The sequence below is a fragment of the Nocardia nova NBRC 15556 genome, assembly GCF_001613005.1.
GTDB classification, from domain to species: Bacteria; Actinomycetota; Actinomycetes; order Mycobacteriales; family Mycobacteriaceae; genus Nocardia; species Nocardia nova.
In genome coordinates this window covers 57,717-83,254 of sequence record NZ_BDBN01000026.1, presented here as the reverse complement: position 1 = coordinate 83,254, position 25,538 = coordinate 57,717, and the positions used below count along the sequence as shown (strand labels likewise).

Here is a 25,538-nt window from a genome sequence, read left to right as displayed (position 1 = left end):
AATCTGCTCGTCGGTGGGCCGGCGGTCGACCGGCAGTTCGGCCACCCCGCGGGTGTTCGGACCGGGCAGGACGACCTGGGCGATGCCGTAGATCGACAGATCGCGCTCACCCCGGGAGATGTTGCGGGCGGCCACCTCGAGCAGGGCGGGCAGCAGCGTGGTCGCCAGTTCCGCCTTCTCCACGTCGAGCGGGTTCAGCACGCGCATCGTGTCGCGGCGCGGATCGTCGGCGTCCAGACCCCAGGTGTCGAAGACCCCGGCGGTCATGAAGATCGGCGCGGGCACCTCCACACATCCGGAGAAGGCGAGCGCACGGCTCACGGCGCGGCGACGGCGCTGCACGGCGGTGAGGCCGCGCCCGGCCGGAGCGGTCGGCAGCACCGACGGAATCTGCTCCAGGCCCTCGAGCCGCAGCACCTCCTCCACCAGATCGGCGGGCTGGACGAGGTCCGGCCGCCAGCTCGGCGGGGTCACCACCAGCTGACCGTGGCCGGTCTCGCTGACGCTCACCTCGACCGCGCAGCCGATCTGCGCGAGCCGGCGCGCCGAGGTGCCGGTGGGATAGACCACGCCCGCGGTGCGGTCGGCCAGATCGATATCCATCCGGATCGGTTCGACGGCAGGCACCGGGAGCCGCACGTCGGTCAGCACGGGTTCCACTGTGCCACCGGCGATTTCGGCCAACAGCGTGGCGGCGCGGTCGAGCGCTGCGACGTTGATCTCGGGATCGACGACGCGCTCGTAGCGTTTACCCGCCTCCGACACCAGCTTGTGCCGGCGCGCGGTGCGGTAGACCGCCAGCGGATTCCAGGTCGCCGCCTCCAGCAGGATGTCGGTGGTGGCGTCGCCGACCTCGGTGCTCGCGCCACCCATGATGCCGGCCAGCGAGATCACGCCCGAATCGTCGGTGATGACGACATCTTCGGCGTCCAGCACCCGCTCGACCTCGTCGAGCGTGCGCAACGTCTCACCGGTGTGCGCGCGCCGGATCACCAGCGGCCCGGTCACTTTCGCCGCATCGAAGGCGTGCAGCGGCTGGCCCAGTTCGAGCATGACGTAGTTGGTGACATCCACCGCGGGCGAGATCGGCCGCACACCCGCCAGCAGCAGCCGGCGCTGCAACCACCACGGGCTCACCGCGTTCGGGTCGACGCCGGTGACCTTGCGCACCGCGAAGCGGGTGCAGCCGGATTCCGGTTCGACGGTCACCGAATACGCGTCGGCCTCGTCGTCGGGCAGCGTGCGCACCGCGGGATCGGCGTAATCGAGATCGAAGCCGCAGGCGAGTTCGCGCGCCAGGCCACGCACCGAGAAGCAGTAGCCACGGTCCGGGGTGATGTTGAGTTCGATCACCGTGTCGTCGAGGCCGAGCAGTTCGTTGGCGTCGGCGCCCGGTTCGGCGGTGCCCGGCTCCAGCACCAGAATGCCCGAATGGTCCTTGCCGATACCGAGTTCGGCGACCGAGCAGATCATGCCGTTGGAGACGTGGCCGTAGGTCTTGCGCGAGCTGATCGCGAATCCGCCCGGCAGCACGCCGCCCGGCAGCACCACCACCACCAGGTCACCGACCGCGAAATTGCGCGCGCCGCAGACGATCTCCTGCAGTTCCGGCTTGCCGATATCGACCTTGCAGAAGCGGATCGGCTTCTTGAACTCGGTCAGCTCGGTGATCTCGGCGACCCGGCCGACCACCAGCGGGTGCTCGATATCGCCGGTGACCGGCGCGAGGGTGTCGAGTTCCTCGACCTCGAGGCCCACGCGGACGAAACCGGCGTCGAGCTCCTCGGGGGTCAGCGACCAGCCGGGGGTGGTCCGCTGCAGGGTTTCCGTCAGCCAGGACTGCGCTACTCGCACGTGACGTTTCGCTTCCTCGTATGAAGGTTCTCGGGTGGTGGATTGAGGGCCGGACTCAGGCGCGGATGCCGAACGGCAGCGTGAAGCGCACATCGCCCTCGACGATGTCGCGCATATCCGGAATGCCGTTGCGGAACTGCAGGGTGCGTTCGAGTCCCATACCGAAGGCGAATCCGCTGTAGACCTCGGGATCGATACCGCTGGCGATCAGCACCTTCGGGTTGACCATGCCGCAGCCGCCCCATTCGACCCAGCCGGCGCCGCCCTTCTTGTCCGGGAACCACACATCGACCTCGGCGGAGGGCTCGGTGAACGGGAAGTAGTTGGGCCGCATGCGAGTTCGCGTGTCGGGACCGAACAGCGCCCGCGCGAACGCGTCCAGGGTGCCGCGCAGATGCGCCATGGTCAGTCCCTTGTCCACCGCCAGACCCTCGACCTGGGAGAAGACCGGGGTGTGGGTGGCGTCGAGTTCGTCGGTGCGGAAGGTGCGGCCCGGGCAGACCACGTAGATCGGCAGCTCGCGCGACAGCATCGAGCGCACCTGGACCGGGGAGGTGTGGGTGCGCAGGACCTGGCGGGAGCCTTCCGGCGCTACGTGGAAGGTGTCCTGCATGGTGCGGGCCGGGTGGTCGGGCAGGAAGTTCAGCGCGTCGAAGTTGAAGTGCTCGGTCTCGACCTCGGGGCCCTCGGCGACCTCCCAGCCCATGCCGACGAAGACGTCCTCGATCTGCTCGGAGATCACCGTGATGGGATGACGTGCGCCGATCGCACCGCGCCGGGCCGGCAGCGTCACGTCGATCGCCTCGGCGACCAGGACGGCGGCGTCGCGTTCGGCGAGTAGCTCGGCGCGGCGGGCCTCGAAGGCGTCCGAGACCCGGCCGCGGGCCACGTTCACGCGCTTACCGGCGTCGGCCTTGTCCTGCTTGGGCAGCCCGCCCATCGCCCGCTGAGCCAGGGCGATCGGCGATTTGCCGCCCATATGCTCCGTCTTGGCGGTGGCGAGCGCATCCAGGTCGGCCGCGGCCGCGAACGCCTTCTCCGCGGCGGCGGCAGCAGCGGAGAGAGCCTCTTCGCTGAGCGCCTCCGCCGGCGTCGCTGACTGCTCGGCTGCATCCTTCTCGTCGGCCACGATGGTTCGTCTCTCCCCTGGGCTGGTCGGGTCCGTGCGGTTGCCTGCATCCGCACATCGGGCATCGGCACATGCGATACACGACTATGCGATGCCAACTATTGTCGCTGGTCGAATCGTAGGCGATGTCGGCAGGCCGCCTCACACGGATATTTCCGGCGTTCGGACGTTCCGCGGCATCGGCCCGAACACCGGCAATCGGTCCATCGGAGGCGGCGACAGGGAAAGGCGCGCCGCCCGAGATCCGGGCGACGCGCCTGAGCAGGCTGTCCTGCGAGCCGATATATGGGGTACGCATTCCCCGGCGTCCGGCCCGGCCTCGCCGATCGATGCGGACCGGGCCTACCGCTCACCGACGGCGCGCCGGGCCCGATGTCATGCGTCGGCCGATACGGTCACAGCGTCGCGGTCCGATTCCCGCGCGCCGGCCGGCGCCTCGATCGCGACGAGGTGCCGGGGCAACCGCAGCAGGACGATCACCGCCCCGGCCGCCACGATCACCGCGCCGGTCCACACGGCCGGGACCAGCCCGTCGACGAATCCCTGCGGACTCGCATACGACCCGTGCGAGGCGAAGATCGAGGCCAGAATCGCCACACCGATCGCGACGCCCACTTCGCGCACGGTGTTGTTCGTTCCCGAGGCCATGGCCCGATCCTCGGCGGCGGCACTCGCCATCACGACGGTCGCGCTGGGCGCGAAGGTCAAGCCCATGCCGACCCCGCCGAGCACCATGGCGCCGATGAACGAGCCGTAGCCGGCGTCGACCGTGCTCACCGTCGCCATCCAGGCCAGGGCCCCGGCGAGCATCGCCTGCCCGGCCACCAGCAGGGTGCGGGCGCCGATCCGGCCGACGACGAGGCCCGCCAGGGGCGCCACGACCATCGGCGCGGCGGTCCAGGGAAGCGTGCGCAGACCGGATTCGAAGGGGCTGTAGCCGCGCACGACCTGGAAGTACTGCGAGATCAGGAAGATCGCGCCGAAAACGCCGACCGCGAAGGTGAAGCTGGTGATGTTGCTGACCCGGAAGGCACGCGACCGGAACAGTCGCAGCGGCAGCATCGGGGCCGGGGTTCGCATTTCCCAGGCGATGAAGGCGGCCAGCAGCGCGGCCCCGCCGAGCAGTCCGCTCAGCACCGGCGCGGAGGTCCAGCCGTCGTCGGCGCCGTGCACGACCGCCCACACGATCGCCAGCACCCCGCCCGCCGACAGGACCAGCCCGAGCGGATCGAAACGTCGTGCGCCGCCGAAGGATTCACCGAGCACCCGGGCCGCGAAGGGCAGTACCGCGATGCCGATCGGCACGTTCAGCCAGAAGATCCACTGCCAGCTCAGGCCGCCGACGACAGCGCCGCCGACCACCGGTCCCACCGCGATGCCCAGTCCGGAGATGCCGCCCCAGATGCCGATGGCGGCACTACGCATCTTCTCCGGCACCGCGTCGGACAGCAGCGTCAGCGACAGCGGCATGACCGCCGCGCCGCCGAATCCCTGGATCGCGCGGGCGGCGACCAGCATCCACGGCTCGGTGGCCAGGGCGCAGGCCGCCGACGCGGCGGTGAACAGCGCGATGCCGGCGAGGAATATCCGGCGCCGGCCGAAGCGGTCGCCGAGCGCGGAGGCCGTGAGCAGCAGCGACGCGAAGGACAAGGTGTAGGCGTTGACGAACCATTGCAGGTCGCTCAGCGAGGCGTTCAGTTCGGTGCGAATCACCGGCAGCGCGTTGGTGACGACCAGGTTGTCCAGGGCGACCATGAACATCGGGATGCCGACGGCGGCCAGGACCGCGCCCAGCGGTCGGCGGAGGGAGCCGGCCGTGCCGGCACGGGGGGTGGTTTCGAGGGTGGAGGTCATCGCAGATCCTTTGTTGTTATCGACTGATAACTTGATGCCGAAAGAGTATGCATCCACTGATAACATGTCAACAGGTAGCGATGCCGGGCTCGATTCCCGCCCGCACCGCGCTACCGTGACCGTCGGACGATCGCGAGGAGGACCATGGCGGACTCGACCCGCACGCGGCTGACCGCAGCCGAGCGCAGCGAGCAGGTACTGGCCGCTGCGGTCACCGCATTCGCCGAAACCGGTTACGCCGCAACGAAAACCGACGAGATCGCCCGCCTCGCCGGTGTGTCGCAGCCCTATGTGATCCGGCTGTTCGGCACCAAGGAACGCTTGTTCGTCGCCGCGGTCAATCGGTCCTGCGCGCGGATCGAAGAGGTTTTCCGCGCCGCGCGCGCCGACGCACCGGCGAACGCGACCCCACAGGAAGCACTGAAGGCGCTCGGCCAGGGCTACGAGACCTTCCTCGCCGAACGGGAACTGCCGCTCCTGCTGCTGCACGGCTTCTCCGCCAGCGCCGATCCCGCGATCGGCGACCACGTCCGCGAGCGGTTCGGGCGCATCTACGACCTGGTCCGCGAACTCACCGGCGCCGACGCCGACGATGCCCGCCAGTTCATGGCCACCGGCATGCTCATCACCGTGATGACCGCCATGCAGGTGATCGGACCCGATGCGGTGCCGACCCGCTGGGCCGAGGAAATCAACGCCTGCTTCGAGGACGACTGACCAGCCGTTTCGCCCGCCGCGCCCGGATGTGATCGAACACACCAGGCGTTCGGCCTTTGCGCAGCGTTCTCCCAGGATTATAGTTACTTTCGTTAATCAACTTGTTTGATATCCCCCGAACACTTGTGATGCGGCGACATCGGCGACCGGCCGACCGCCGCATCAACGCTTCCGGAAAGAGAACGATGGCAATCACCTCTGCGAACGACGCCGCGCGCAGATCCCCAGAATCGGGTGAGACGGCGGCGATGACGCACCGGCAGATCATGGAGGCCCTCTCCGGTCTGCTGCTGGGCATGTTCGTCGCGATCATCTCCTCCACGATCGTGACCAATGCGCTGCCGAAGATCATCGGCACGCTGGGCGGCGGACAGTCCGCCTACACCTGGGTCGTCACCGCCTCCCTGCTCGCGATGACGGCCACCACCCCGCTGTGGGGCAAACTCGCCGACCTGTTCAGCAAGAAGGCACTCGTCCAGATCGCACTGCTGATCTACGTGGCCGGCTCGGTGGTCGCGGGTCTGTCGCAGAACCCGGGCATGCTGATCGCCTGCCGCGCGGTGCAGGGCATCGGCGCCGGCGGTCTGTCCGCGCTGGCCCAGATCGTGATGGCCGCGATGATCTCCCCGCGCGAACGCGGCCGCTACAGCGGCTACCTGGGCGCGGTGTTCGCGGTGGCGACCGTCGGCGGCCCGTTGCTCGGCGGTGTCATCACCGACACCAGCTGGCTGGGCTGGCGCTGGTGCTTCTACGTCGGTGTGCCGTTCGCGGTGGTCGCGCTGATCGTGCTGCAGCGCACGCTGCGCCTGCCCGTCACCCGGCGCGAGGTGAAGGTCGACTGGCTGGGCGCCTTCCTGGTCACCGCGGCGGTGTGCCTGCTGCTGGTGTGGGTCACCTTCGCCGGCGACAAGTACGCATGGGCTTCCTGGCAGACCCTGACGATGGTGCTCGGCGCCGTCGCGCTGGCTCTGCTGTTCGTCTTCGCCGAACTGCGGGCCGCCGAGCCGATCGTGCCGATGCACCTGTTCGCCAACCGCACCATCAGCCTCGCCTCGGCCGCCTCGCTGTTCATCGGTGTCGCGATGTTCGCGGGCACCGTGTTCTTCAGCCAGTACTTCCAGCTGGCGCGCGGCGAATCGCCCACGATGTCGGGCATCATGACCATCCCGATGATCGGCGGCCTGTTCATCTCCTCGACGGTGTCGGGCCAGATCATCACCCGCACCGGCCGGTGGAAGGCATGGCTGGTCACCGGCGGCTTGCTGGTGACCGCCGGTCTGGGCCTGCTCGGCACCATCCGCTACGACACCAACTACTGGCTGGTCGCGATCTACATGGCGATGATGGGCCTGGGCATCGGTATGACGATGCAGAACCTGGTGCTGTGCACCCAGAACCAGGTGGCGCCGCACGAACTCGGCGCGGCCAGCTCGCTGGTGACGTTCTTCCGCAGCCTCGGCGGTGCGATCGGCGTCTCGGCGCTCGGCGCGGTGATGGCCGAGCGGGTGAAGGACTACATCAGCGACGGTCTGAGCCACCTGAACCCGGCCGCGGCGCAGGCCATGGGCGGCGGCAGCCGGATTCCGGACATCGCCGCGCTGCCCGGTCCGGTCCGCACGGTCGTCGAGGACGGCTACGGTCACGGCATCGCCGACGTGTTCCTCATCGCGGCGCCCATCGCGCTCGTCGCCTTCCTGCTGACGCTGTTCATCAAGGAGGTCGCGCTGCGGACCACCGGCGCGCTGGCGCAGGCCGCCGAGTCGGGGCCGGAACCGGTGCTCTCGGCCCAGGTCATGGCCGAGGACGCCTCGGGCCTGGTCCCGGAGGAGTTCGTGAGCACCGGAATCATGGTCCACGGCCGTGTCCTCGCCGGTGACGGCACGCCGGTGACGCGCACCGCGCTCACCCTGATCTCCCCCACCGGCCGCCAGATCGGCCGTGCGATCGCCCGCGGCGACGGGCACTACGCGCTCGACGCCCCGGAACCCGGTTCCTATGTGCTGATCGCCTCGGCCGACGGATTCCAGCCGCAGGCCACGCCGATCACGGTGGGCACGCGGCCGCTGGAACACGATGTGCGGCTGAGCGGTATGAGCGGATTGGCCGGCACCGTGCGGGCGGCCGACGACGGCACGCCGGTGGCCGATGCGCTGGTGATCGTCACCGACAGCCGCGGCGATGTGCTGGCGGCGGGCGCGTCCGGGCCCGCGGGCGACTACGCGCTGACCGAACTGGTTCCCGGACCGGTGACCGTCGCGGTGAACGCCGCCAGGTTCCAGCCGGTGGCGTTGCCGGCGGAGGTCGCGGGCCAGGGCATCACCCAGCTCGACGTGGTGCTGTCGCGCGGCGCGCAGCTGCGCGGTGTCGTGCACGGTGCGCACGGTCCGCTGCGCGATGCCCGGGTGACCCTCGTCGACGCGGCGGGCGCGGTGATCGACAGCACCACCACCGACGCCGACGGCAGCTATCTGTTCGCCAACCTCGCGGTCGGCGACTACACGGTGGTGGCGTCCGGCTACCCGGAAACCACCTCCACGCTGACCCTGGCCGCGGGCACCGGCGACAACCACGTGATCGAGCTGGCGCACCCGCGCGACTGATCGACGTGAGTGTGGGCGCCGGATTCGGAAATCCGGCGCCCACAGCCATATTCGAGGCACGAGGTCAGCGGTGGCGGACCCGCGCGTCGGCGTAGAGGCAGATCGCCGCGGCGGCGGCCAGATTCAGGCTTTCCGCGCGGCCGTGGATGGGAATGCGGACGCGGTGGTCGGCGCGGGCCGCGACCGCTGGGTCCAAGCCGTGCGCCTCGTTGCCGAAAAGCCATGCGGTGCCGCCGGATTCGCCCGCGGTACGCAGCAGGTCGTCGGCATCGTCGAGATCGACCTCACCGCGCGCGGTGGTCGCGAGCACGGTGATGTCGTTGTCGCGCAGCGCGTTCAGCACGGCGTCGATATCGCGGTCGCGCGCGATCGGCACATGGAACAGGCTGCCCGCGCAGGCGCGCACACATTTGCCGTTGTGCGGATCCACCGAATCACCGGCCAGCACCACACCATCGGCGCCGACCGCGTCGGCCACGCGAATCAGGGTGCCGGCATTGCCGGGGTCGGCGATCTCGACCGGGACGGCGAGCAGGCGGGCGCCCGAGGCGAGTCCCGGCACGCCATCTGCTGCCGCCGATGCATCCTCATGCCGCGGCGAAACGACTTGCGACAGTGACACATCCACGAGGCGGCAGACCGCGACCAAACCGGGCGGGGTGACCGTCTCACCCAGATGCTCGGCGGCCCGCTCGCTCACCAGCGTGGTGCGGACCCCGAGCGCGGCGGCCGTCGCCACCAGTTCGTGCTCGCGTTCGGCGGCGCGATTCGAGTAGAACAACTCCTCGACCCGCTCGGTATCCAGCGCCGCGGCCACGGAATTGGCGCCCTCGGCCAGGAAGAGGCCGGTCTTGCGGCGGGATGCCGAGCGGTGCAGCTTGACAGCGGAAACGACCCGCGGATTGCGTTCCGACAGTTCCGGATTCGTCCGGTCGTCGGAGCCGCGCTCCGCGGGTCGTTTCGACGTGTTGGTCAACTGGTCGCAGCTCAGGCGGCCGGGGCGTTGACATCCTCCGGCAGGGCGGCCTTGGCCACCGCCACCAGGCCGGCGAACGCCTCGGCGTCGGAGACGGCGAGCTCGGCGAGGATCTTGCGGTCGACCTCGACACCCGCGGCCTTCAGGCCCTGGATGAAGCGGTTGTAGGTGATGTCGTTGAGCCGAGCCGCGGCGTTGATGCGCGCGATCCACAGCTTGCGGAAGTCACCCTTGCGAGCCCGGCGGTCCCGGTAGGCGTAGGTGAGCGAGTGCAGCTGCTGTTCCTTGGCCTTGCGGTACAGCCGCGAGCGCTGCCCACGGTAGCCCTTGGAGGCCTCGAGCACGGAACGGCGCTTCTTCTGAGCGTTGACGGCCCTTTTGACGCGTGCCACTGGTCAGTCCTTGTTCGATCGAGGGGCGCGGCGGCGCCCACAGGTTGGGAGAGGGAACGGTGCGCGAGTGCGCTCAGATACCGAGCAGCTTCTTCACGCGACGGACGTCAGCGGGCGCGACGACCTCCGTGCCGTCCAGACGACGAGTCCGGCGGCTGGACTTGTGCTCGAGCAGGTGGCGACGGTTCGCCTGCTGGCGCAGCAGCTTGCCGCGACCGGACACCTTGAATCGCTTCGAGGTGCCGCTGTGGCTCTTCATCTTCGGCATGGATTCCTCAATCTTGTCTCGTTCCGGCGGCATCGCATCGTGCGATACCGCCGGTGCTGTATCGGTTTACTGCGGGCTGGCCGCTTCGGCTTCCGGCGCGGGCGCCGAACCGGCCGCAGCGTCGCCCCCAGCGGGCGCGGAACTGCCGGGCGCCGCACCACGCTGCGCGGTCTGCTGCGCGGCGGTCTGCGCCTTGACCCGGGTCTTCGCACCCTTGTGAGGCGCGAGGACCATCGTCATGTTCCGGCCGTCCTGCTTGGCGGAGGTCTCCACGAAGCCGAGGTCGGCGACGTCGGAGGCCAGCCGCTGCAGCAGCCGGAAACCGAGTTCGGGACGCGACTGCTCGCGACCACGGAACATGATGGTGACCTTGACCTTCGACCCGGCCTCGAGGAACCGCATCACGTGTCCCCGTTTGGTCGCGTAGTCGTGGTCATCGATCTTCGGGCGGAGCTTCTGCTCCTTGATCACGGTCTGCTGCTGGTTCTTGCGGGACTCGCGCGCCTTCTGCGCGGTCTCGTACTTGAACTTGCCGTAGTCCATGATCTTGCAGACCGGTGGACGCGCGTCCGGTGCGACCTCGACGAGGTCGAGGTCAGCCTCTTGGGCGACGCGTAGTGCATCTTCAACACGCACGATCCCCACCTGCTCACCACCCGGTCCGATGAGTCGGACCTCGGGCACGCGGATGCGATCGTTGATGCGGGTCTCAGTGCTGATGGGGCCTCCTAGGTCAAGCGGTGTCATCCAACGACCGCGAGCAACAACTGCAACCCCATACCCAACACGAAAGCCCCGTTGCGGTATTTCACCGCCACGGGGCCCGAATGTCGACCGGTCGCCGCGGGCGTCCACCAACAGGACTGCCACCTCGACCTCGCCACGGACGGATCCGAGCGAGAAACCCGCCGCATACGGCGGGTGACCGGACCATCGAACCTGGCACGCAGGCCGGCCGATGGTGGGAGTCGGGCTCCACTTACAGCCCCGAGCCGGTGCGCTGGATCGGTTCCAGCACGGGACCGGGGCGGTCGTCGCCGACCACTTTAACACCGGAGGCGCCCCTACTCCCAATCGGCCGCCCCCGCAACCCGGCGACGCGAACCCGATGACATGCTACGGATATGAGCGAGCATGCCGGCGACCCGTCGGCCCTGAGTGAGTCCGCGGATCCGGAAACGGTGCGGGAGTTGGCCGATATCCCCGCCGTCGAGGTGATCAGCCGGGCCGCGGTAATGCTGATGAGCTCGGCCGCCGAGAAGCTGGGCCTCGCCGACGAGGACCCCGATTCCAGCCCGCGTCGCGATCTGGACGAGGCCCGGCGCGTGATCACGGCCCTCGCCGGACTGGTGACGGCGTCGGTCGAATATCTGGGCCCCCACGCCGGACCCATCCGCGAGGGTCTGCAGTCGCTGCAGCGCGCGTTCCGGGAGTCGTCGGCACATCCGGACGCGCCGGGTGCGGGACCGGGCGAGAAGTACACCGGGCCGGTGTACTGAGCTCGGGCGTGCGCCGCGCGGATCACCGCACGGCGATCCCCGACAGCAGAGTGGCGACGACGGCGTCGACCGGGGGCGGCGCGAACGGACGCGGCGTTCCCGAGAGCAACGACGAGAGCACCGCGTCGTGGCAGATGCCGACCAGGACCGCGGCGGCCGCATCGACATCCGCGTCGGCCGCCAGTCGGCCCAGATCGCGTTCGGCGCGCAGATAGACCACCAATTCCTCGCGCCAGATTCGCTGCCGGCCTTCGGTTTCGGCGAATCTGGCGAGGACCGCGGGCTGGGTGATCAGGCCCGCGAACACCGGCAATACCGCCTGATGCAGCGCCAGCCCCTGGCGCAGGCACACCGCCAGATTCTCCGCGAGATCGCCGCTACCGGCGGCGGGCAGCGGCGGGAAGCTCCGATCCACCGATTCCACGTGGGCCCGCAGCGCCGCGGCGAGCAGTTCCTCCTTGTCGGCGAAATGGTTGTAGAGCACCCCGTCGGACACCCCGGCCGCCCGCGCGATGGCACGCACGGTGAGCCCGGCGCTGCCCTGTTCGGCGAACAGTTTCTCGGCCGTGGCGATCAGATGGGCGCGCAGATCGCGATCGTCGCGGTCGTGCAGCGCCGCCGCCCGTCGGGGTGACATGGGACCTACGGTAGTGCGACGGTGGCGGTGACGAGCCGGGAGGCCGAGCGCAACCGGATCGGACCGTCGCCCGCGAACGGCGCGAGAGCGGCGGCGACGGCGGTACGCACCTCGGCATCGGTGGCGAAGTCGTTGCGCATCCGGTGGTACCGCACCGGCCCCCAGCCCACGACGAATTCGGTGGCATCGTCGACATCCGCGCCCCAGACGCTGTCGGTGACGACGAGTTCGTTCGCGACATCGGCGAACCCCGCCGCGCCGAGCAGATCGGCGGTGGCCGCGGGATCGGCGAAGGCGTTGAAGCCGTGCCCCACCTCGAATCCGGGCAGATGTGTTGCCGCCGCGGCGAATACGGCACTGACGTCGGAATCCGACATCCCCGGTACGGCGATCGCGAGCCGCCCGCCCGGCCCCAGCGCGCGGGCGATATTGGTGAACGCCGCCACCGGGTCGGCGAAGAACATGATGCCGAACCGGCTCACCGCCACATCGAAGGAGCCGGGCGCGAACTCGAACACCTGCGCATCGCCCTGATGAAACGAAACATTGTGCACGCCTTCGACTTCGGCGAGTGAGCGCGCCCGCGCGAGCATCGGCCCGGAGAGGTCGACTCCGGTCGCCGAGGCCGCCCGCCGGGCCGCCTCGCGCGTCAATTGACCGTTACCGCAGCCGATATCGAGGACCCGATCTCCCGCCGCGATACCGGCCGCGGCCAGCAACGGCTCGTTGATCCCCGAGTTCACCGCGTCGTAGCGGTCGGCGTTCCCGGCCCAGTGTTCACCCTCGTACCCGTTCCACGCCTCCGATTGGGCGGTATTGACGATCGCGGTCATGGGAGTCTCCTTCGAGTCATTATGAACGTCTGTTCATGAACGTGTGTTCATAATGATGGACGCGTCGCCCTGTGGTCAAGGTCCAGGCGGATTTCGGCCCGATAGTGAACGGCGCTAGGACAGCGGCGCCGTCGTCGAACTCAGTCCTCGCGCACCGTGATTCGGCGCAGCGCCGCTTCGGTTTCGGCGGCGAGCACACCCACCAGTTCGGTGGCCGAAGCGATCGAGGTGATCCGGTCGACGGCCTGGCCCGCCCACACCGGAACGGCGGTGACGTCGTTGCGGGCGGCGGCTTCGCGGTAGTCGCGCAGGGCCGCCTCGTCGTTGCGCAGTTCGTCGTCGCGGCCGCGCCAGTGGTCGAGGAAGGTGTTGCGCAGGGTGCGGGCCGGATATTTCTCCGGCCACGGTGCGCCGCGAGCGATGTCGAGCGTCCAGTTCACCTCGGTATCGGCGCCGGCGGCGCCCACCAGAGCCTTGCCCAGTTCGGCGGGCACGAGAGCCTCGTGGGTCGCCTGGAAGCGGGTGCCCACCATCGCCCCGGCCGCGCCGAGCGCCAGCGCGGCCGCGATCGCACGACCGTCGGCGATGCCACCGGCCGCGAGCACCGGCACGGCACCCGCCAGATCGACGATCGTCGGCACGAACGACAGCGTCCCGATGCCCTGGGCCGCACAGTGACCACCGGCGTCGCTGCCCTGCGCCACCAGCACGTCCGCGCCCGCGTCCAGCGCCCGCCGCGCCTCGTCGGCATCGGTGACCTGCACGATCAACACCGCACCCGCGTCCCGGACGGCGGCCGCGAGCGGCATCGGGTCCCCGAAGGACAGCACCACCGCGGCTGGATCGAACGACAGCGCGTGGTCGAGTACGGCTCGGTCGATCGCCCAGCTCAGGAAGCCGACTCCCCATGGCGCGGTGGTGTTCTCGCGCACCAGTCGCAGTTCGCGCTCGACCCATTCCCGGTCGCCGCGACCACCACCGACGAGCCCCAGACCGCCCCCCTCGGAGACCGCGGCGGCCAGGGCCCCGCCCGCTTCGCCACCCATGGGCGCGGACACGATCGGGTGGCGGACGGAGAGGATTTCGGTGAATGCGGTCGGAATCGCCATGCCCCGATCGTCGCAGGTGTGCGCGGCGGACACGACGGCGGCGTGCGGACCGGCCGGTCGTTGTCGTGCTCGAGCACTCGCCGCTTTTCGCGGTGACTTACCCCAATGCGGGCATTTCCGCCCTCGCCGCGCGGTAGCCGGCTTCTATGATTCGCCGGATGTCTTCATGGGTACGTTCCAGCGGAAGACGTGACGAATACCGGGGTGCAGCATGACCGCCAGAAGAGATCTGGACCACGAACTCGGCGGGCCGATCGCCGCCACGGATCTACTGACCGATCACGAGTGCGCGGACCTGTTGTCGCTGTTCACGCAGGCACGTCGTGAGGAGGCGCAGGCGCTGTCGCAGTCGGTGGACTCGATGATCAGCGCCCTGCCGCGGCCGCTGCGGGCGCCGGCGAAGAAGATCATGTTCGGGAACCTGCTGGACTGATGACGGATCCGGTAACCCGCGCCCAGCTCATCCTGCTCGCCCGCACGTTGCACGTTCCACCGGAACGGCTCGCTCATCTGGAGCGCCTCGGCGCCCGGAATCTGCACGAACTGCAGCAGCGGATGGCCGCGATCGTCTTCGATCAGCATGCCGAAACCTTCAAGCGGATCAGCAGATTGGTGCCGATCATTCCGCTCGGCATCTCGATGCCGCTGGTACAGAAGCTGGTGCCGCCGGCGCTGACCGGGCGCGCGGCCGGCGCGGTGGGCGTCGATCACCCGAAGAAGGCCGCCGAAACCGTCGCACTGCTCGGCATCGGCTACGCGGCCGACTGTGCGCCGTACCTGGACCCGCGCACGGTCGGTGAACTGGCCGATATCGCGCCGCCGGAACCGATCGTGCAGATCGTCAACGAGGTGCTGCGCCGGCGCGACTACATCACCGCGGGGCCGTTTCTCGGCTACGCGTCACCCCGGCTGATCGAAGCCGTGGAGCGCGGCGTTCCCGACGACGAAGGCCTGATCTTCTCGGCGTCGTTCGCCTTCTCCACCAGCGCCCTGACCTCCGTGCTGCGCCAGTTGCTCAACGGCCCGGCGCGCCGGATGCCGCGCATGATCCAGACCGTCCTGCACGGGTCACCGGAGTTGCGGCTGGCGGCGTTGTCGATCTTCGCGCGCTGCGATACCGATGTCGTCGCCGACGTGGGAGATATCGTGCTGGGCGTCGGGACGCCCGCCCTCCTGGGCAATCTGGTGACGACCGCGATCCACGGCCGGGCGGTGCGCGATATGGCTGTCTTCTTCGACACCTTGCGCCCGCCCGCCCTGGCGGCGATGGCGGCACTGCCGATTTTCACCGATACCGCGGTGGCCGCCGCCCTGCTGCAGGGCCTGGAGGGCTGCTCCGATCCGGCGCCCTGGCGCGGGTTGTTCGCCCTGCTGGCACTGCTCGATCCCGCGATGCGGCCGGCGCTGGCCGATATGCTCGCCCAGCAGTCCGACGCCACCATCGCGGCGCTGCCCTCGCATGCCACCGAGGCCGATCTGTGGCCCGTCCTGCTGGAAATCATTGCGGCGGGCGATCATTCGGTCCAGGCGCGGATCGGCGGCCGCTGGGCGATGCTGCCGCCGGAACGCCGCGCGGGCGTGCAATGGCATCTGGACGAACGCAGTGAGGACCCGCGGCTGACCACGGTGGCCGGCGCGGTGGCTGCCAGTTCGGTGTCGGTGGAAGAGGTCTTCTTCCGGCGCCGGCAGCTCGGCCGCCGCCGCGGCGCCGACAGCTGGGACGCGGTCTGATCGAGCGCGGCCTACCGGGGCCGCTGATACCGATCGACATCGTTGAGAGACGGACCCGCCGGAAACCAGCGGGTCCGCCGCGCGCTGCTCAGCCGACGGCAGCCGTCTTGCGACGCCCGGCCGGCTTCGCAGCCGCCGACTTGGCGGCCGTCGCCTTCTTGGTCTTCGTCGCCTTCGCCGGTGCGGCGGGCTTGTCGAGGACCTCGCGCAGGAACTGGCCGGTGTAGCTGTCGGCAACGGCCGCAACGTCTTCCGGGGTGCCCTGTGCGATCACGGTGCCACCGCCGGAGCCGCCCTCGGGACCCATGTCGATCACCCAGTCGGAGGTCTTGATGACGTCGAGGTTGTGTTCGATGACGATGACGGTGTTGCCCTTGTCGACCAATCCGTTGATCACCGCGAGCAGTTTGCGAATGTCCTCGAAGTGCAGGCCGGTGGTCGGCTCATCGAGGATGTAGACCGTGCGCCCGGTCGAGCGTTTCTGCAGTTCTGCGGCCAGCTTCACGCGCTGCGCCTCACCACCGGACAGCGTCGGGGCGCTCTGCCCCAGCCGCACATACCCCAGGCCGACATCGACCAGGGTCTTGAGGTATCGGTGGATCGAGGTGACCGGTTCGAAGAAGTCGGCCGCCTCCTCGATCGACATGTCGAGCACCTCGGCGATGGTCTTGCCCTTGTAGTGCACCTCGAGGGTTTCCCGGTTGTACCGGGCGCCGTGGCACACCTCGCAGGGCACGTACACATCCGGCAGGAAGTTCATCTCGATCTTCAATGTGCCGTCGCCGGAACAGGCCTCGCACCGGCCGCCCTTGACGTTGAAGGAGAACCGGCCCGGCTGATAGCCGCGCACCTTGGCCTCGGTGGTGGCCGCGAACAGGGTGCGGATCTTGTCGAAGACGCCGGTGTAGGTGGCCGGGTTCGAGCGCGGGGTGCGCCCGATCGGGGACTGGTCGACCTGCACCAGCTTGTCGAGGTGGTCGAGACCATTGATCCGGGTGTGCCGGCCGGGCACCTGCCGCGCACCGTTCAGCTTGTTCGCCAGCACGGTCGCCAGGATGTCGTTGACCAGCGTCGACTTGCCGGAACCGGAGACGCCCGTGACCGAGGTCAGCACGCCGAGCGGGAAGGCCACATCGATGCCGCGCAGATTGTGCTCGTTCGCGCCGACCACGGTGAGCTGCTTCTTCTTCGACACCGGCCGGCGTACCAGCGGCACCTCGATCACTTCGCGGCCCGAAAGATAGGCGCCGGTCAGCGAATTCGGATCCTCGAGCAGCCCCGGGTAGGGGCCGCTGTAGACGACCTGGCCGCCGTGCTCACCGGCCAGCGGGCCGATGTCGACCACCCAATCCGAGGAGTGGATGGTGTCCTCGTCGTGTTCGACCACGATCAGCGTATTGCCGAGATTCCGCAGCCGCGTGAGGGTTTCGATCAGGCGCCGGTTGTCGCGCTGATGCAGGCCGATGGACGGCTCGTCGAGCACGTACAGCACGCCGACCAGTCCCGAACCGATCTGGGTGGCCAGCCGGATGCGCTGCGCCTCACCGCCGGACAGCGTCGCCGCCGCCCGCGACAGCGTCAGATATTCCAAGCCCACGTCGAGCAGGAAGCCCAGCCGGGCCTGAATCTCCTTGAGTACCTGACCGGCGATCGCGGCCTCCCGCTCCCCCAGCTCGAGCGAGTTCAGGAAGCGCGAGCAGTCGCGGATCGAGAGATCGCACACCTCGGCGATGGAACGGCGTCCGGCTTCGGCGTTGAGGGTGACGGCCAGGATCTCCGGGCGCAGCCGCGCACCGCTACAGACCGGGCACGGCACATCGCGCATGTACCCGTCGTAGTGCTCCTTCATCTGCTCGGACTCGGTGCTCTCCAACCGCCGCTGCAGGAACGGCATCACGCCCTCGAAGTCGGCGTAGTAGGACCGCTTGCGGCCGTAGCGGTTGGTGTAGGACACGTGCACCTGATCGGAGCTGCCCTCGAGCACCGCCTTACGGGCCTTGAGCGGCAACGTATTCCACGGCGCGTCCATCGAGAAGCCGATCGCCTCGGACAGCCCGGACAGCAGCCGGTTGAAGTATTCGGCGGTCTGCCCGCGCGACCACGGGGCGATCGCGCCGTCGTTGAGGCTCAGTTCCGGGTCGGGCACCACCAGATCCGGATCGACCTCCTTGCGAATGCCGAGACCGGTGCAGTCCGGGCAGGCGCCGTACGGCGAGTTGAAGGAGAACGACCGCGGTTCCAGATCCTCGATATCCAGCGGATGACCGTTCGGGCAGGCCAGTTTCTCCGAGAACCGCCGCTCGCGGTCGTGGGCGTGTTCGTCGCGGTCGACGAAGTCCAGCACCACGATGCCGTCGGCCAGCCGCAGCGCCGTCTCGATCGAATCCGTCAGCCGCTGTTTGGAAGTCGGCTTGACGGCCAGCCGGTCGATCACGACCTCGATGTCGTGCTTCTCCTGCTTCTTCAGCTTCGGCGGCTCGGTGAGCGGATACACCACACCGTCGACCCGCACCCGGGAGTAGCCCTGGGTGTTCAGCTGGTCGAACAGGTCCACGAATTCGCCCTTGCGGGTCCGCACCACCGGGGCCAGCACCTGGAAGCGGGTGCCGGGCTCCATCTCCAGCACCTGATCCACGATCTGCTGCGGGGTCTGCTTGGCGATCAGCTCACCGCAGACCGGGCAGTGCGGGGTTCCGGCGCGGGCGTACAGCAGGCGCAGGTAGTCGTAGACCTCGGTGATGGTGCCAACGGTCGAGCGCGGATTGCGGTTGGTCGACTTCTGGTCGATCGACACCGCCGGGGAGAGTCCCTCGATGAAATCCACATCGGGCTTGTCCATCTGCCCCAAGAACTGGCGGGCGTACGCCGACAGCGATTCGACGTAGCGACGCTGGCCCTCGGCGAAGATGGTGTCGAAGGCGAGGCTGGATTTACCGGACCCGGACAGTCCGGTGAACACGATCAGGCTGTCGCGTGGCAGGTCGAGGTCCACTCCCTTCAGGTTGTGCTCCCGAGCTCCGCGCACGGTCAACAGATCCGCCACCGGCTGTCCCTTCTCGATCGAAATTCGGCATCCAGAATCTCCCCAGACGCCATGCTAAGCACACCCACCGACAAGTTCGGTGACACGACCGCGAGCGGCCCCGTTCCGCGACCCGAGCGGTCCCGGCGCTCACGCCGGGCCGAGCACCACCACGGAGTTGTGCCCGCCCATTCCGAGCGAGGTCTTCACCGTGAATCCGCCGTCGAACGGGGTGGGTCCGTCCAGCAGGCGAGGATGCGCCTCGGCCACGATGGGCGGCGCCACCACGACGCCGCGTTCGTACCCCAGCGCCGTCGCCGCGATCTCGACGCCGGCCGCCGCACCCATGCAATGTCCGGTCAGCGGCTTGATCGAATAGACCTGCGGGCGGTCGTCGAAGATCCGCGCCAGTACGGCCCGTTCGGCCACATCGCACTGCCGGGTCCCCGGTCCGTGGGCGTTGTAGTAGCTCACGTCCCCGGAGCGCACCCCGGCCCGGTCCAGGGCCTGGCGCGTACAGTCCAGTATCCGCTCCAGACCGGGGTCGACGGACACGACGTGATAAGCGTCATTGGTCATCGCCCCGCCCAGCATCGCGCAGTACGGCCGCTCCACCTGCCGGGAGACCACGAACGCCACCGACGCCTCACCGAAGCTGAATCCGCGGCTGCCCTCCTGGAACGGCCGGCACGCCTCCAGCGGATCGGCGTCGATCACGGCCGCGCCCATCTGCACGAAGTGGTGGACCATGTCGGGGCTCGCCGACAGGTCGGTGGTCACGCAGATCACGTCGTCGGCGAAACCCTGATCCAGCCACATCTGCGCGGTGATCAGCGCGACGTTGGCCGAACTGCAAGCCGCCGAGACGTTCATCGAGGGGCCGTGGAAGGCGAATTCCTGCATCAGCAGCGAGATCGGAGTCGACGGCAGCAGGCGCAGATAGTCGCGGGAGCGGCGGCGGCTGTCGTCGGCGAGGTAGAAGTCCTCCCAATCCCGGACGTCGCCGAGCACGATCGCGTGAATCACCCCGACGGTGCGGCCCGGCCGCCAGCCTCGTTCGGTCGCGTCGGCGATCGCCTCGCGCGCGGCCTCCTGAACCGCCCGGGCGTAGCGGCTCGGGCTCAGCGACTCGTCGCCGCCGTCGGGCACCAGGGCGATCCACGCGTATTCGTCGCGGTCGGCGCCGTAGCCGGGATAGAGCCCGGCGGCCGCCTTACCGGTGTGCAGACCGCGCCACAGCGTCTCCCTGCCCCAGCCGTAACCGCTGACGACGCCGATACCTGCGATCGGCATACGATCTTGATATTCTCGAGTTGACATCGGGGTTGTGTTCGGCATTCGCGCTCCTACACCCGGCCTGGGCAGCTGCCTCCGGCGTAACACCCGGTCCGGCCCCCCGACCGGACCGAACCCGAACCCGACAGCGTACCGTCCGCCGATACCGCGGGAACGGGCACCTGTCATGATCACTCACAGGCCCGATAAGAACCTGAACTGTGACCGAACCAATACCGTCCGCGCTGTGATCCGCGGTACGTCACCATCAGAATGATCCCGTGCGCCAATTGACCTGAACAGACCATGATCAGGGGGTTACATGTGGTTGAGGCAGGTGAGAACCGGCCCGAGGCCGTGATGGACGCCGAACTGCTCGCCCAGCGGTACCGCACCCTGGTCGAGCACAGTCCCGATGGCGTCGTCGTGCACGAGGACGGCATGGTCGTCTACGCCAATCCGGCGATCGTGCGGCTGCTGGCCGTCCCCGGAGTGGACGAGGTGGTCGGGCATCCGGTCACCCAGTTCGTGGCGCATCACGACGTGCCCGCGATGCTCGAGCGCATCGACCGGCTGCACCAGACCGGCGACGCGTCCGAGACAGCGGAAATGACCCTGATCCGCAGCGACGGCCAGGCGGTCGACGTCGAGACGGTCTCGGTGCTCACCGTCTGGCAGAACCGGCTGGCCTATCAGGTGGTGATCCACGACCTCACCGCTCAGCGCCGCGCCGAGGCCGCCCAGCGCCGGGCCGAACACCATTTCACGGCCGTGGTGTCGCAACTCGAGGAGGGTGTGGTCGTCATCGACCGCGAGGGCCGGATCGAATCGATCAACCCGGCAGCGCTGCGCATCTTCGGTCAGGAAGGCGACAATCTGGTCGGCCGCCGCATCGATTCGCTGCCGTTGGCGCTGCTCGACGCGAACGCCCAGCCGCTGGCCCCGAGCCATCACCCGGTGGCACGAACCCTCGCCACGGGAGAAACCATCTCCCGCTACGTGTTCGGCGTGGACCGCCCGGACGGGCAGCGGCGCTGGCTGTCGGGTTCGAGCCGGTTGCTCAACCCGGGCGCAGCCGACTCGCCGGCCGTCTCCTCGTTCAACGACGTCACCGAATTCCGTGCCAGCCGAAGGCAATTGGAATATCAGGCGACCCACGATCCGCTCACCGGGCTGGCCAACCGATCGCTGGTGCTCTCGCGGCTGGCGACCGCGCTAGGGGTCGACGAACAGTCGCCGGTATCGAACGTTTTGTTCATCGACCTCGACGGATTCAAGGCCATCAACGACACCCTGGGCCACGCGATAGGCGATACCGTGCTGCAGATCGTGGCCCAGCGACTGCAGCGCGGCCTGCGCACCGACGATGTGGTCGGCCGCATCGGCGGCGACGAATTCCTGGTACTGCTGTCCGGCCGCACCCAGCCGGACGACCTGGACGGCCTGATCGCCCGGTTGCGCCAGACTATGGCCGAGCCGATCATCGCCCGCGGCCACCGCATCCACATCGAGGCGTCGATCGGCGTCACCGCGCTGCGCCCGGGTGATCCGCGCACCCCCGAAGCGGTGCTGCACGACGCCGATCTGGCGATGTACCGTGCCAAACCGGCCACCTCCGAGAGCAACGCCCTGGGACGGCGGCCGAACAACACTCACGCCTCCTGAAAGATCCGCGATGATCCTCGAACACGCGCTGCTGCCCGTCCGGCCCGATCGCACGGCCGAGTTCGAGGCGACGTTCGACGACCCGGTAGTGCAACATTTCACTACCGTGGTCGCGACGCGTTCACCTGCGACTACGGCGAGTCCCGCGAACCCGAACTAGACTCGACGATTCCGTTCTCTTCGCGCGCGGCCCGCTCGGCCCCTGTGGTGACAAGGAGTTCCGTTTTGCCCGACCGCCTCACCGAGGATCGCCCCGCCACCGATCGCGCTGCCGAACTGGAGCGGGAGCAGAGCTATCTCACCCTGCTGTATCAGCGGCTCGACGGCATGCGGGAGTACGCGCAGCGCCGGTTGAAGACGGTGCTGCTCGAGACGGGCGGCACGCCGCAGGCCCGCAGCGAACGCGAATCGTTCACCCAGCTCTACTCCGAGGACCTCGCCAAATACGACGCCGCCGAGAACGGGCTCTGCTTCGGCCGGATCGATCTGGCCGCGAACGACACCGGCGACGACGGCGCCGAGGGCGAGTACCGCTACATCGGCCGCCTCGGCATCCTCGACGAGGACGACGACTACAACACCCTGCTGCTGGACTGGCGGGCCCCGCTGGCCCGCCCGTTCTACCTCGCCACCACCGCCGCCCCCGACGGCGTGACCCGGCGCCGGCACATCCGCTCACGCAACCGCAACGTGACCGGTATCAGCGACGAATATCTCGATCTGGAGATGGCACGGCGGGCCGGCGCGATCGACTCCGACGACGGCGGCGTCGGCAGTGAGAGCGCCCTGCTCACCGCGTTGAACGCGGCGCGCACCGGCCACATGACCGATATCGTCGAGACGATTCAGAGCGAGCAGGACGCCATCATCCGCTCCGAACACCGCAGCGTGCTGGTGGTCCAGGGCGGTCCGGGTACCGGGAAGACCGCGGTCGCGCTGCATCGTGCGGCGTATCTGCTCTACACCTACCGCCAGCAGCTCGACAAGGCCGGCGTACTGATCATCGGGCCCAATTCCACCTTCCTCGACTACATCGGCCAAGTGCTGCCGTCGCTGGGCGAGACCGGCGTGCTGCTGTCCACGATCGGCAATCTGTATCCGGGAGTCGAAGCGACACTGGAGGATTCGCTGCGCGCGGGCGAACTCAAGGGTTCGCTCGACATGATCGATGTGCTGAAGAAGGCGGTGCGCGACCGGCAGGAGGTACCGCGCGACCCGGTCCGCCTCGACTTCGACGGGTACGAGCTGACGCTGGATCGCAAGATCGCCACCCGTGCGCGCGGCCGGGCGCGCTCCTCGCGCCGCCCGCACAACCTCGCCCGCCCGATCTTCGCCGCCTCGGTGGTCGACGCGCTGACCGACCAGCTGGCACAGATCATCGGCAAGGACCAGTTCGCCGACACCGTCGACGAGGCGGATGTCGCCGCGGGCCGGCGGCCGTCGAGTTCCGGGCGCAATCTGCTGAGCCAGGCCGACCTCACCGAGATTCGCGACGAGATGCGTGCCGACGCCGGCATTCAGCGCGCGATCGCGCAGTTGTGGCCGATCCTGACCCCGCAGCAGGTGCTCGCCGACCTGTGGGCCGAGCCGGAGCGGCTCGCGCACGCCGCGGACCGGCTCAGCGCCGAGGACCGCAAGGAGCTGTTCCGCGCGCTCGACGCGGCGAGTGGGCCCGCTTTCGCGGCGGCGGACGCGCCGCTGCTCGACGAGCTGGCGGAATTGCTGGGCATCGACGACGCGGAGGAGCGGGAACGCTCGCGGCGGCGGTGGCGCGCGCAGCTGGCCGAGGCGCAGGAGGCGCTCGACATCCTGACCGGTTCGGCGCCGCAGGATCTCGAAGACGACCTGGATCCGGAAATCCTCATGGCCTACGACCTGATCGACGCCGGACAGCTCGCCGAACGCCAGCATGTGCGCAACCGCCAGACGACCGCCGAGCGGGCTGCCGGCGATCGCAGCTGGACCTACGGACACGTGATCATCGACGAGGCGCAGGAACTGTCGGAGATGGCGTGGCGAATGGTGATGCGGCGCATTCCGAATCGCTGGGTGACGGTGGTCGGCGATGTCGCGCAGACCGGAGATCCGGCGGGCGCCTCGTCCTGGCAGCGCATGCTGGAACCCTATGTCGCACAGCGCTGGAAGCTCACCGAGCTGACGGTCAACTATCGCACGCCCGCCGAGATCATGGCGGTCGCTGCCGATGTGCTGGCCGCGATCGACCCGGAGGCGACCATTCCCCGCTCCGTCCGGGAATCCGGCTCTGCGCCGCGGGCCGTGCAGGTCGCGGCCGGCGGCTCGCTGGCCGCGGTCACCGAACTCGTCGACGCCGAGGCCGGCGAGCCGGGAATCACCGCCGTGCTCGCCCCACATGCGACGGTGAGCGAATTCGCCTCGCTGGCGGGCGAATCCGTGCAGGTGCTGACGGTGGCGGAGGTGAAGGGCCTGGAGTTCGACGCGGTCGTGCTGGTGGAGCCGCAGGCCATCCTGGACGAGTCGCCGCGCGGACTCAACGACCTCTACGTGGCGCTCACCCGTGCCACACAGCGATTATCGGTGGTTCACACCGGCACACTGCCCCAGGTCCTCGGCGCATTGCGCTGAGGACCCGGGCGGCAGGTCGGGCGAACGTCAGCGCACGGTGTGCACGATCAGGACGTCGCTGCGCGACTTGCGCGCGACGTCGGAGGGCACCGAGCCGAGCAAGCGCCCCGTCAGGGTGTTGAGGCCGCGGTTACCGACGACCAGCAGATCGGCCTCCACCTCCTTGACCAGGTTCAGCAGCGACTCGACGGGTTCGCCCACGACGGCCCGCTCCACGATGTTGGTCGCACCGGCGGCGACGGCCTTGTCCCGCGCGACGCGCAGGATCTCGTTGGTGGGCGCCGAGCCGCGCACCTGGTAGGCCTCGTCCTTGAGGACGTCGGCCGCAGCGGCCACATCGCGGTCGTCGGTCGGGTAGTACGCGCATGCGACGTACAGGGTGGCGCCCGCGTCGCCGGCCAGCGCGGCAGCCTTCTCGACAGCGACATACGACGAATCCGAGCCATCGGTACCGACGACAATGGACCGGTAGGCGGTCATCTTTCCTCCAAACATACAAGTGGGCGGATGCCTGCGCGCAATTCCGGAGCAGAAACCCGCGCGGGCAACTGCGCTAGACCATAACCGTTATCGCGCCGGAATCATCGACAATCGCAATACATCACATCGGTGCGCCTCGCGATCCCCACGCCACATTAGCCGGCCGGATGGCCGCACGAGCCGTCTCACCAGCGCGGATCCCGACCGCAGACCCATCTCGCTGCGATCGTTGTCGCAGTTGCGAACCCGCTTGTGGCCCTGGGATTTTCGTCACAGAAGGGGGTATTCCCCAATTGCGCCGACCTCGATTGCCCGGGTGCACAACGACACCCGGGCGCGATGGTGAGAACTCACAATTCCGGGCAGCGGGAACCGATTCGGGCGCTTACCGGATATGCGAGGTAATAAACGGAATGCCGAATGCGGCCGTTCGCGATCATCCGAGGTGGAATAGCGGTCCGGTGATTGTGGCGCCGAGATCGTCGACATGAGCGAAGAAGGCGAACAGCATGAGCGCCGCACCGGCCAATGCCAGATCCTTGTTGAAATGAATCATCTCCCCCTGTTTGGCCTGAGCATCGGATTCCTTCCAGAAGGGATGCATGAGGAATGCGGTCGGCAGCAGGAATACGAACAGCAGCAGTGAACCCAGATCGGCCCACACCCCGAGCAGCACGCTCGAGGCCCCGAGCAGCAGCACCACCCCCGAGCCCAGCACCGCCTCCTTCGCCATCGGAACACCCTTGCTGCGGGCGTAACCGGTCATCGCATCGGCCTGCGTCAGATGCCCGATCGCCGAACTCGCGAACAATATGACGAACAGAATGCGCCCGATCAGCACCAGAACACTCATCGCCAACTCCTCTGTCGGCCGGCAGCACCGCCGCCGGGCT

At 68.7% G+C, this 25,538-nt stretch carries 21 protein-coding genes; 7 read left to right on the top strand and 14 right to left on the bottom strand.

What is annotated here, in order from left to right:
* The 3 genes from pheT to NN2_RS11890 all read right to left on the bottom strand — a co-directional run.
* Positions 1–1,854, bottom strand: a 1,854-nt coding sequence (gene pheT / locus NN2_RS11900) for a phenylalanine--tRNA ligase subunit beta (protein ID WP_063013069.1), incomplete at its 3' end; no start/stop codon positions are given.
* Positions 1,855–1,909: 55 nt separating this feature from the next.
* Positions 1,910–2,983, bottom strand: coding sequence for a phenylalanine--tRNA ligase subunit alpha (gene pheS / locus NN2_RS11895; RefSeq protein ID WP_063013067.1), 1,074 nt, complete (start codon positions 2,981–2,983; stop codon positions 1,910–1,912).
* Positions 2,984–3,358: 375 nt separating this feature from the next.
* Positions 3,359–4,837 (bottom strand): MFS transporter, encoded by a 1,479-nt coding sequence (locus NN2_RS11890; RefSeq protein WP_082856924.1) that lies wholly within the window; start codon positions 4,835–4,837, stop codon positions 3,359–3,361.
* A 144-nt stretch (positions 4,838–4,981) separates the two neighbouring features.
* Here NN2_RS11890 and NN2_RS11885 point away from each other — a divergent pair, with 144 nt between their 5' ends.
* Positions 4,982–5,554, top strand: a complete 573-nt coding sequence (locus NN2_RS11885) for a TetR/AcrR family transcriptional regulator (protein ID WP_063013065.1) — start codon at positions 4,982–4,984, stop codon at positions 5,552–5,554.
* A 185-nt stretch (positions 5,555–5,739) separates the two neighbouring features.
* Positions 5,740–8,154, top strand: a complete 2,415-nt coding sequence (locus tag NN2_RS11880; RefSeq protein ID WP_063013063.1) for an MFS transporter — start codon at positions 5,740–5,742, stop codon at positions 8,152–8,154.
* Positions 8,155–8,218: 64 nt separating this feature from the next.
* Here NN2_RS11880 and NN2_RS11875 read toward each other — a convergent pair whose 3' ends face one another.
* The 4 genes from NN2_RS11875 to infC form a co-directional block, all read right to left on the bottom strand.
* Positions 8,219–9,070: a TrmH family RNA methyltransferase gene (locus NN2_RS11875; protein ID WP_063013097.1), complete on the bottom strand. Its 852-nt coding sequence runs from the start codon at positions 9,068–9,070 to the stop codon at positions 8,219–8,221.
* A gap of 71 nt (positions 9,071–9,141) precedes the next feature.
* Positions 9,142–9,522 (bottom strand): 50S ribosomal protein L20, encoded by a 381-nt coding sequence (gene rplT / locus NN2_RS11870; RefSeq protein WP_025348785.1) that lies wholly within the window; start codon positions 9,520–9,522, stop codon positions 9,142–9,144.
* A 73-nt stretch (positions 9,523–9,595) separates the two neighbouring features.
* On the bottom strand, positions 9,596–9,790 hold the full coding sequence (gene rpmI / locus NN2_RS11865) for a 50S ribosomal protein L35 (RefSeq protein WP_030518931.1): 195 nt from the start codon (positions 9,788–9,790) through the stop codon (positions 9,596–9,598).
* Positions 9,791–9,856: 66 nt separating this feature from the next.
* Positions 9,857–10,537 carry a translation initiation factor IF-3 gene (gene infC, locus NN2_RS11860; protein WP_030518932.1) on the bottom strand — a complete coding sequence of 227 codons (681 nt, stop codon included), beginning with the start codon at positions 10,535–10,537 and terminating at the stop codon, positions 9,857–9,859.
* A gap of 377 nt (positions 10,538–10,914) precedes the next feature.
* Here infC and NN2_RS11855 point away from each other — a divergent pair, with 377 nt between their 5' ends.
* Positions 10,915–11,289 (top strand): DUF1844 domain-containing protein, encoded by a 375-nt coding sequence (locus NN2_RS11855; RefSeq protein WP_030518933.1) that lies wholly within the window; start codon positions 10,915–10,917, stop codon positions 11,287–11,289.
* A gap of 22 nt (positions 11,290–11,311) precedes the next feature.
* Here the strand turns inward: NN2_RS11855 and NN2_RS11850 are convergent, their stop codons facing one another.
* The 3 genes from NN2_RS11850 to NN2_RS11840 all read right to left on the bottom strand — a co-directional run bounded on the left by NN2_RS11850 (position 11,312) and on the right by NN2_RS11840 (position 13,868).
* Entirely contained in the window at positions 11,312–11,926 is a 615-nt protein-coding gene (locus NN2_RS11850) for a TetR/AcrR family transcriptional regulator (protein WP_030518934.1), read from the bottom strand.
* Between the two features lie 5 nt (positions 11,927–11,931).
* Complete coding sequence (locus NN2_RS11845) at positions 11,932–12,759, bottom strand: class I SAM-dependent methyltransferase (protein ID WP_063013061.1); 828 nt, start codon at positions 12,757–12,759, stop codon at positions 11,932–11,934.
* A gap of 140 nt (positions 12,760–12,899) precedes the next feature.
* The gene (locus tag NN2_RS11840) at positions 12,900–13,868 is read right to left on the bottom strand and encodes an NAD(P)H-dependent flavin oxidoreductase (RefSeq protein ID WP_063013095.1); all 969 of its coding nucleotides are present in this window, start codon (positions 13,866–13,868) and stop codon (positions 12,900–12,902) included.
* 211 nt (positions 13,869–14,079) lie between these two features.
* Between NN2_RS11840 and NN2_RS11835 the strand changes: the two genes are divergently transcribed.
* Complete coding sequence (locus NN2_RS11835; RefSeq protein ID WP_030514590.1) at positions 14,080–14,301, top strand: hypothetical protein; 222 nt, start codon at positions 14,080–14,082, stop codon at positions 14,299–14,301.
* The gene (locus NN2_RS11830; RefSeq protein ID WP_063013059.1) at positions 14,301–15,599 is read left to right on the top strand and encodes a hypothetical protein; all 1,299 of its coding nucleotides are present in this window, start codon (positions 14,301–14,303) and stop codon (positions 15,597–15,599) included. Before NN2_RS11835 ends, NN2_RS11830 begins: the two co-directional genes overlap by 1 nt.
* 88 nt (positions 15,600–15,687) lie before the next feature.
* Here NN2_RS11830 and uvrA read toward each other — a convergent pair whose 3' ends face one another.
* Positions 15,688–18,642 (bottom strand): excinuclease ABC subunit UvrA, encoded by a 2,955-nt coding sequence (gene uvrA, locus NN2_RS11825; protein ID WP_063013057.1) that lies wholly within the window; start codon positions 18,640–18,642, stop codon positions 15,688–15,690.
* A 129-nt stretch (positions 18,643–18,771) separates the two neighbouring features.
* Positions 18,772–19,914, bottom strand: a complete 1,143-nt coding sequence (locus NN2_RS11820; RefSeq protein WP_063013055.1) for a beta-ketoacyl synthase N-terminal-like domain-containing protein — start codon at positions 19,912–19,914, stop codon at positions 18,772–18,774.
* A 306-nt stretch (positions 19,915–20,220) separates the two neighbouring features.
* Between NN2_RS11820 and NN2_RS11815 the strand changes: the two genes are divergently transcribed.
* Together NN2_RS11815 and NN2_RS11810 are read left to right on the top strand one after the other, a co-directional pair.
* Positions 20,221–21,561 (top strand): diguanylate cyclase domain-containing protein, encoded by a 1,341-nt coding sequence (locus tag NN2_RS11815; RefSeq protein WP_308248195.1) that lies wholly within the window; start codon positions 20,221–20,223, stop codon positions 21,559–21,561.
* Positions 21,562–21,786: 225 nt separating this feature from the next.
* Complete coding sequence (locus NN2_RS11810; RefSeq protein WP_063013050.1) at positions 21,787–24,165, top strand: HelD family protein; 2,379 nt, start codon at positions 21,787–21,789, stop codon at positions 24,163–24,165.
* 27 nt (positions 24,166–24,192) lie between these two features.
* Here the strand turns inward: NN2_RS11810 and NN2_RS11805 are convergent, their stop codons facing one another.
* On the bottom strand, positions 24,193–24,645 hold the full coding sequence (locus tag NN2_RS11805) for a universal stress protein (protein ID WP_030514596.1): 453 nt from the start codon (positions 24,643–24,645) through the stop codon (positions 24,193–24,195).
* 436 nt (positions 24,646–25,081) lie between these two features.
* On the bottom strand, positions 25,082–25,498 hold the full coding sequence (locus NN2_RS11800) for a DoxX family protein (RefSeq protein WP_063013048.1): 417 nt from the start codon (positions 25,496–25,498) through the stop codon (positions 25,082–25,084).
* Positions 25,499–25,538 lie beyond the last annotated feature (40 nt).

Bases quoted from the DNA above. Each gene is read 5' to 3' on its own strand.
- NN2_RS11890 (WP_082856924.1), bottom strand. From the start codon at position 4,837: ATGACCTCCACCCTCGAAACCACCCCCCGTGCCGGCACGGCCGGCTCC.
- NN2_RS11885 (WP_063013065.1), top strand. From the start codon at position 4,982: ATGGCGGACTCGACCCGCACGCGGCTGACCGCAGCCGAGCGCAGCGAG.
- NN2_RS11880 (WP_063013063.1), top strand. From the start codon at position 5,740: ATGGCAATCACCTCTGCGAACGACGCCGCGCGCAGATCCCCAGAATCG.
- rpmI (WP_030518931.1), bottom strand. From the start codon at position 9,790: ATGCCGAAGATGAAGAGCCACAGCGGCACCTCGAAGCGATTCAAGGTG.
- infC (WP_030518932.1), bottom strand. From the start codon at position 10,537: ATGACACCGCTTGACCTAGGAGGCCCCATCAGCACTGAGACCCGCATC.
- NN2_RS11855 (WP_030518933.1), top strand. From the start codon at position 10,915: ATGAGCGAGCATGCCGGCGACCCGTCGGCCCTGAGTGAGTCCGCGGAT.
- NN2_RS11850 (WP_030518934.1), bottom strand. From the start codon at position 11,926: ATGTCACCCCGACGGGCGGCGGCGCTGCACGACCGCGACGATCGCGAT.
- NN2_RS11845 (WP_063013061.1), bottom strand. From the start codon at position 12,759: ATGACCGCGATCGTCAATACCGCCCAATCGGAGGCGTGGAACGGGTAC.
- NN2_RS11840 (WP_063013095.1), bottom strand. From the start codon at position 13,868: ATGGCGATTCCGACCGCATTCACCGAAATCCTCTCCGTCCGCCACCCG.
- NN2_RS11835 (WP_030514590.1), top strand. From the start codon at position 14,080: ATGACCGCCAGAAGAGATCTGGACCACGAACTCGGCGGGCCGATCGCC.
- NN2_RS11830 (WP_063013059.1), top strand. From the start codon at position 14,301: ATGACGGATCCGGTAACCCGCGCCCAGCTCATCCTGCTCGCCCGCACG.
- NN2_RS11820 (WP_063013055.1), bottom strand. From the start codon at position 19,914: ATGCCGATCGCAGGTATCGGCGTCGTCAGCGGTTACGGCTGGGGCAGG.
- NN2_RS11805 (WP_030514596.1), bottom strand. From the start codon at position 24,645: ATGACCGCCTACCGGTCCATTGTCGTCGGTACCGATGGCTCGGATTCG.
- NN2_RS11800 (WP_063013048.1), bottom strand. From the start codon at position 25,498: ATGAGTGTTCTGGTGCTGATCGGGCGCATTCTGTTCGTCATATTGTTC.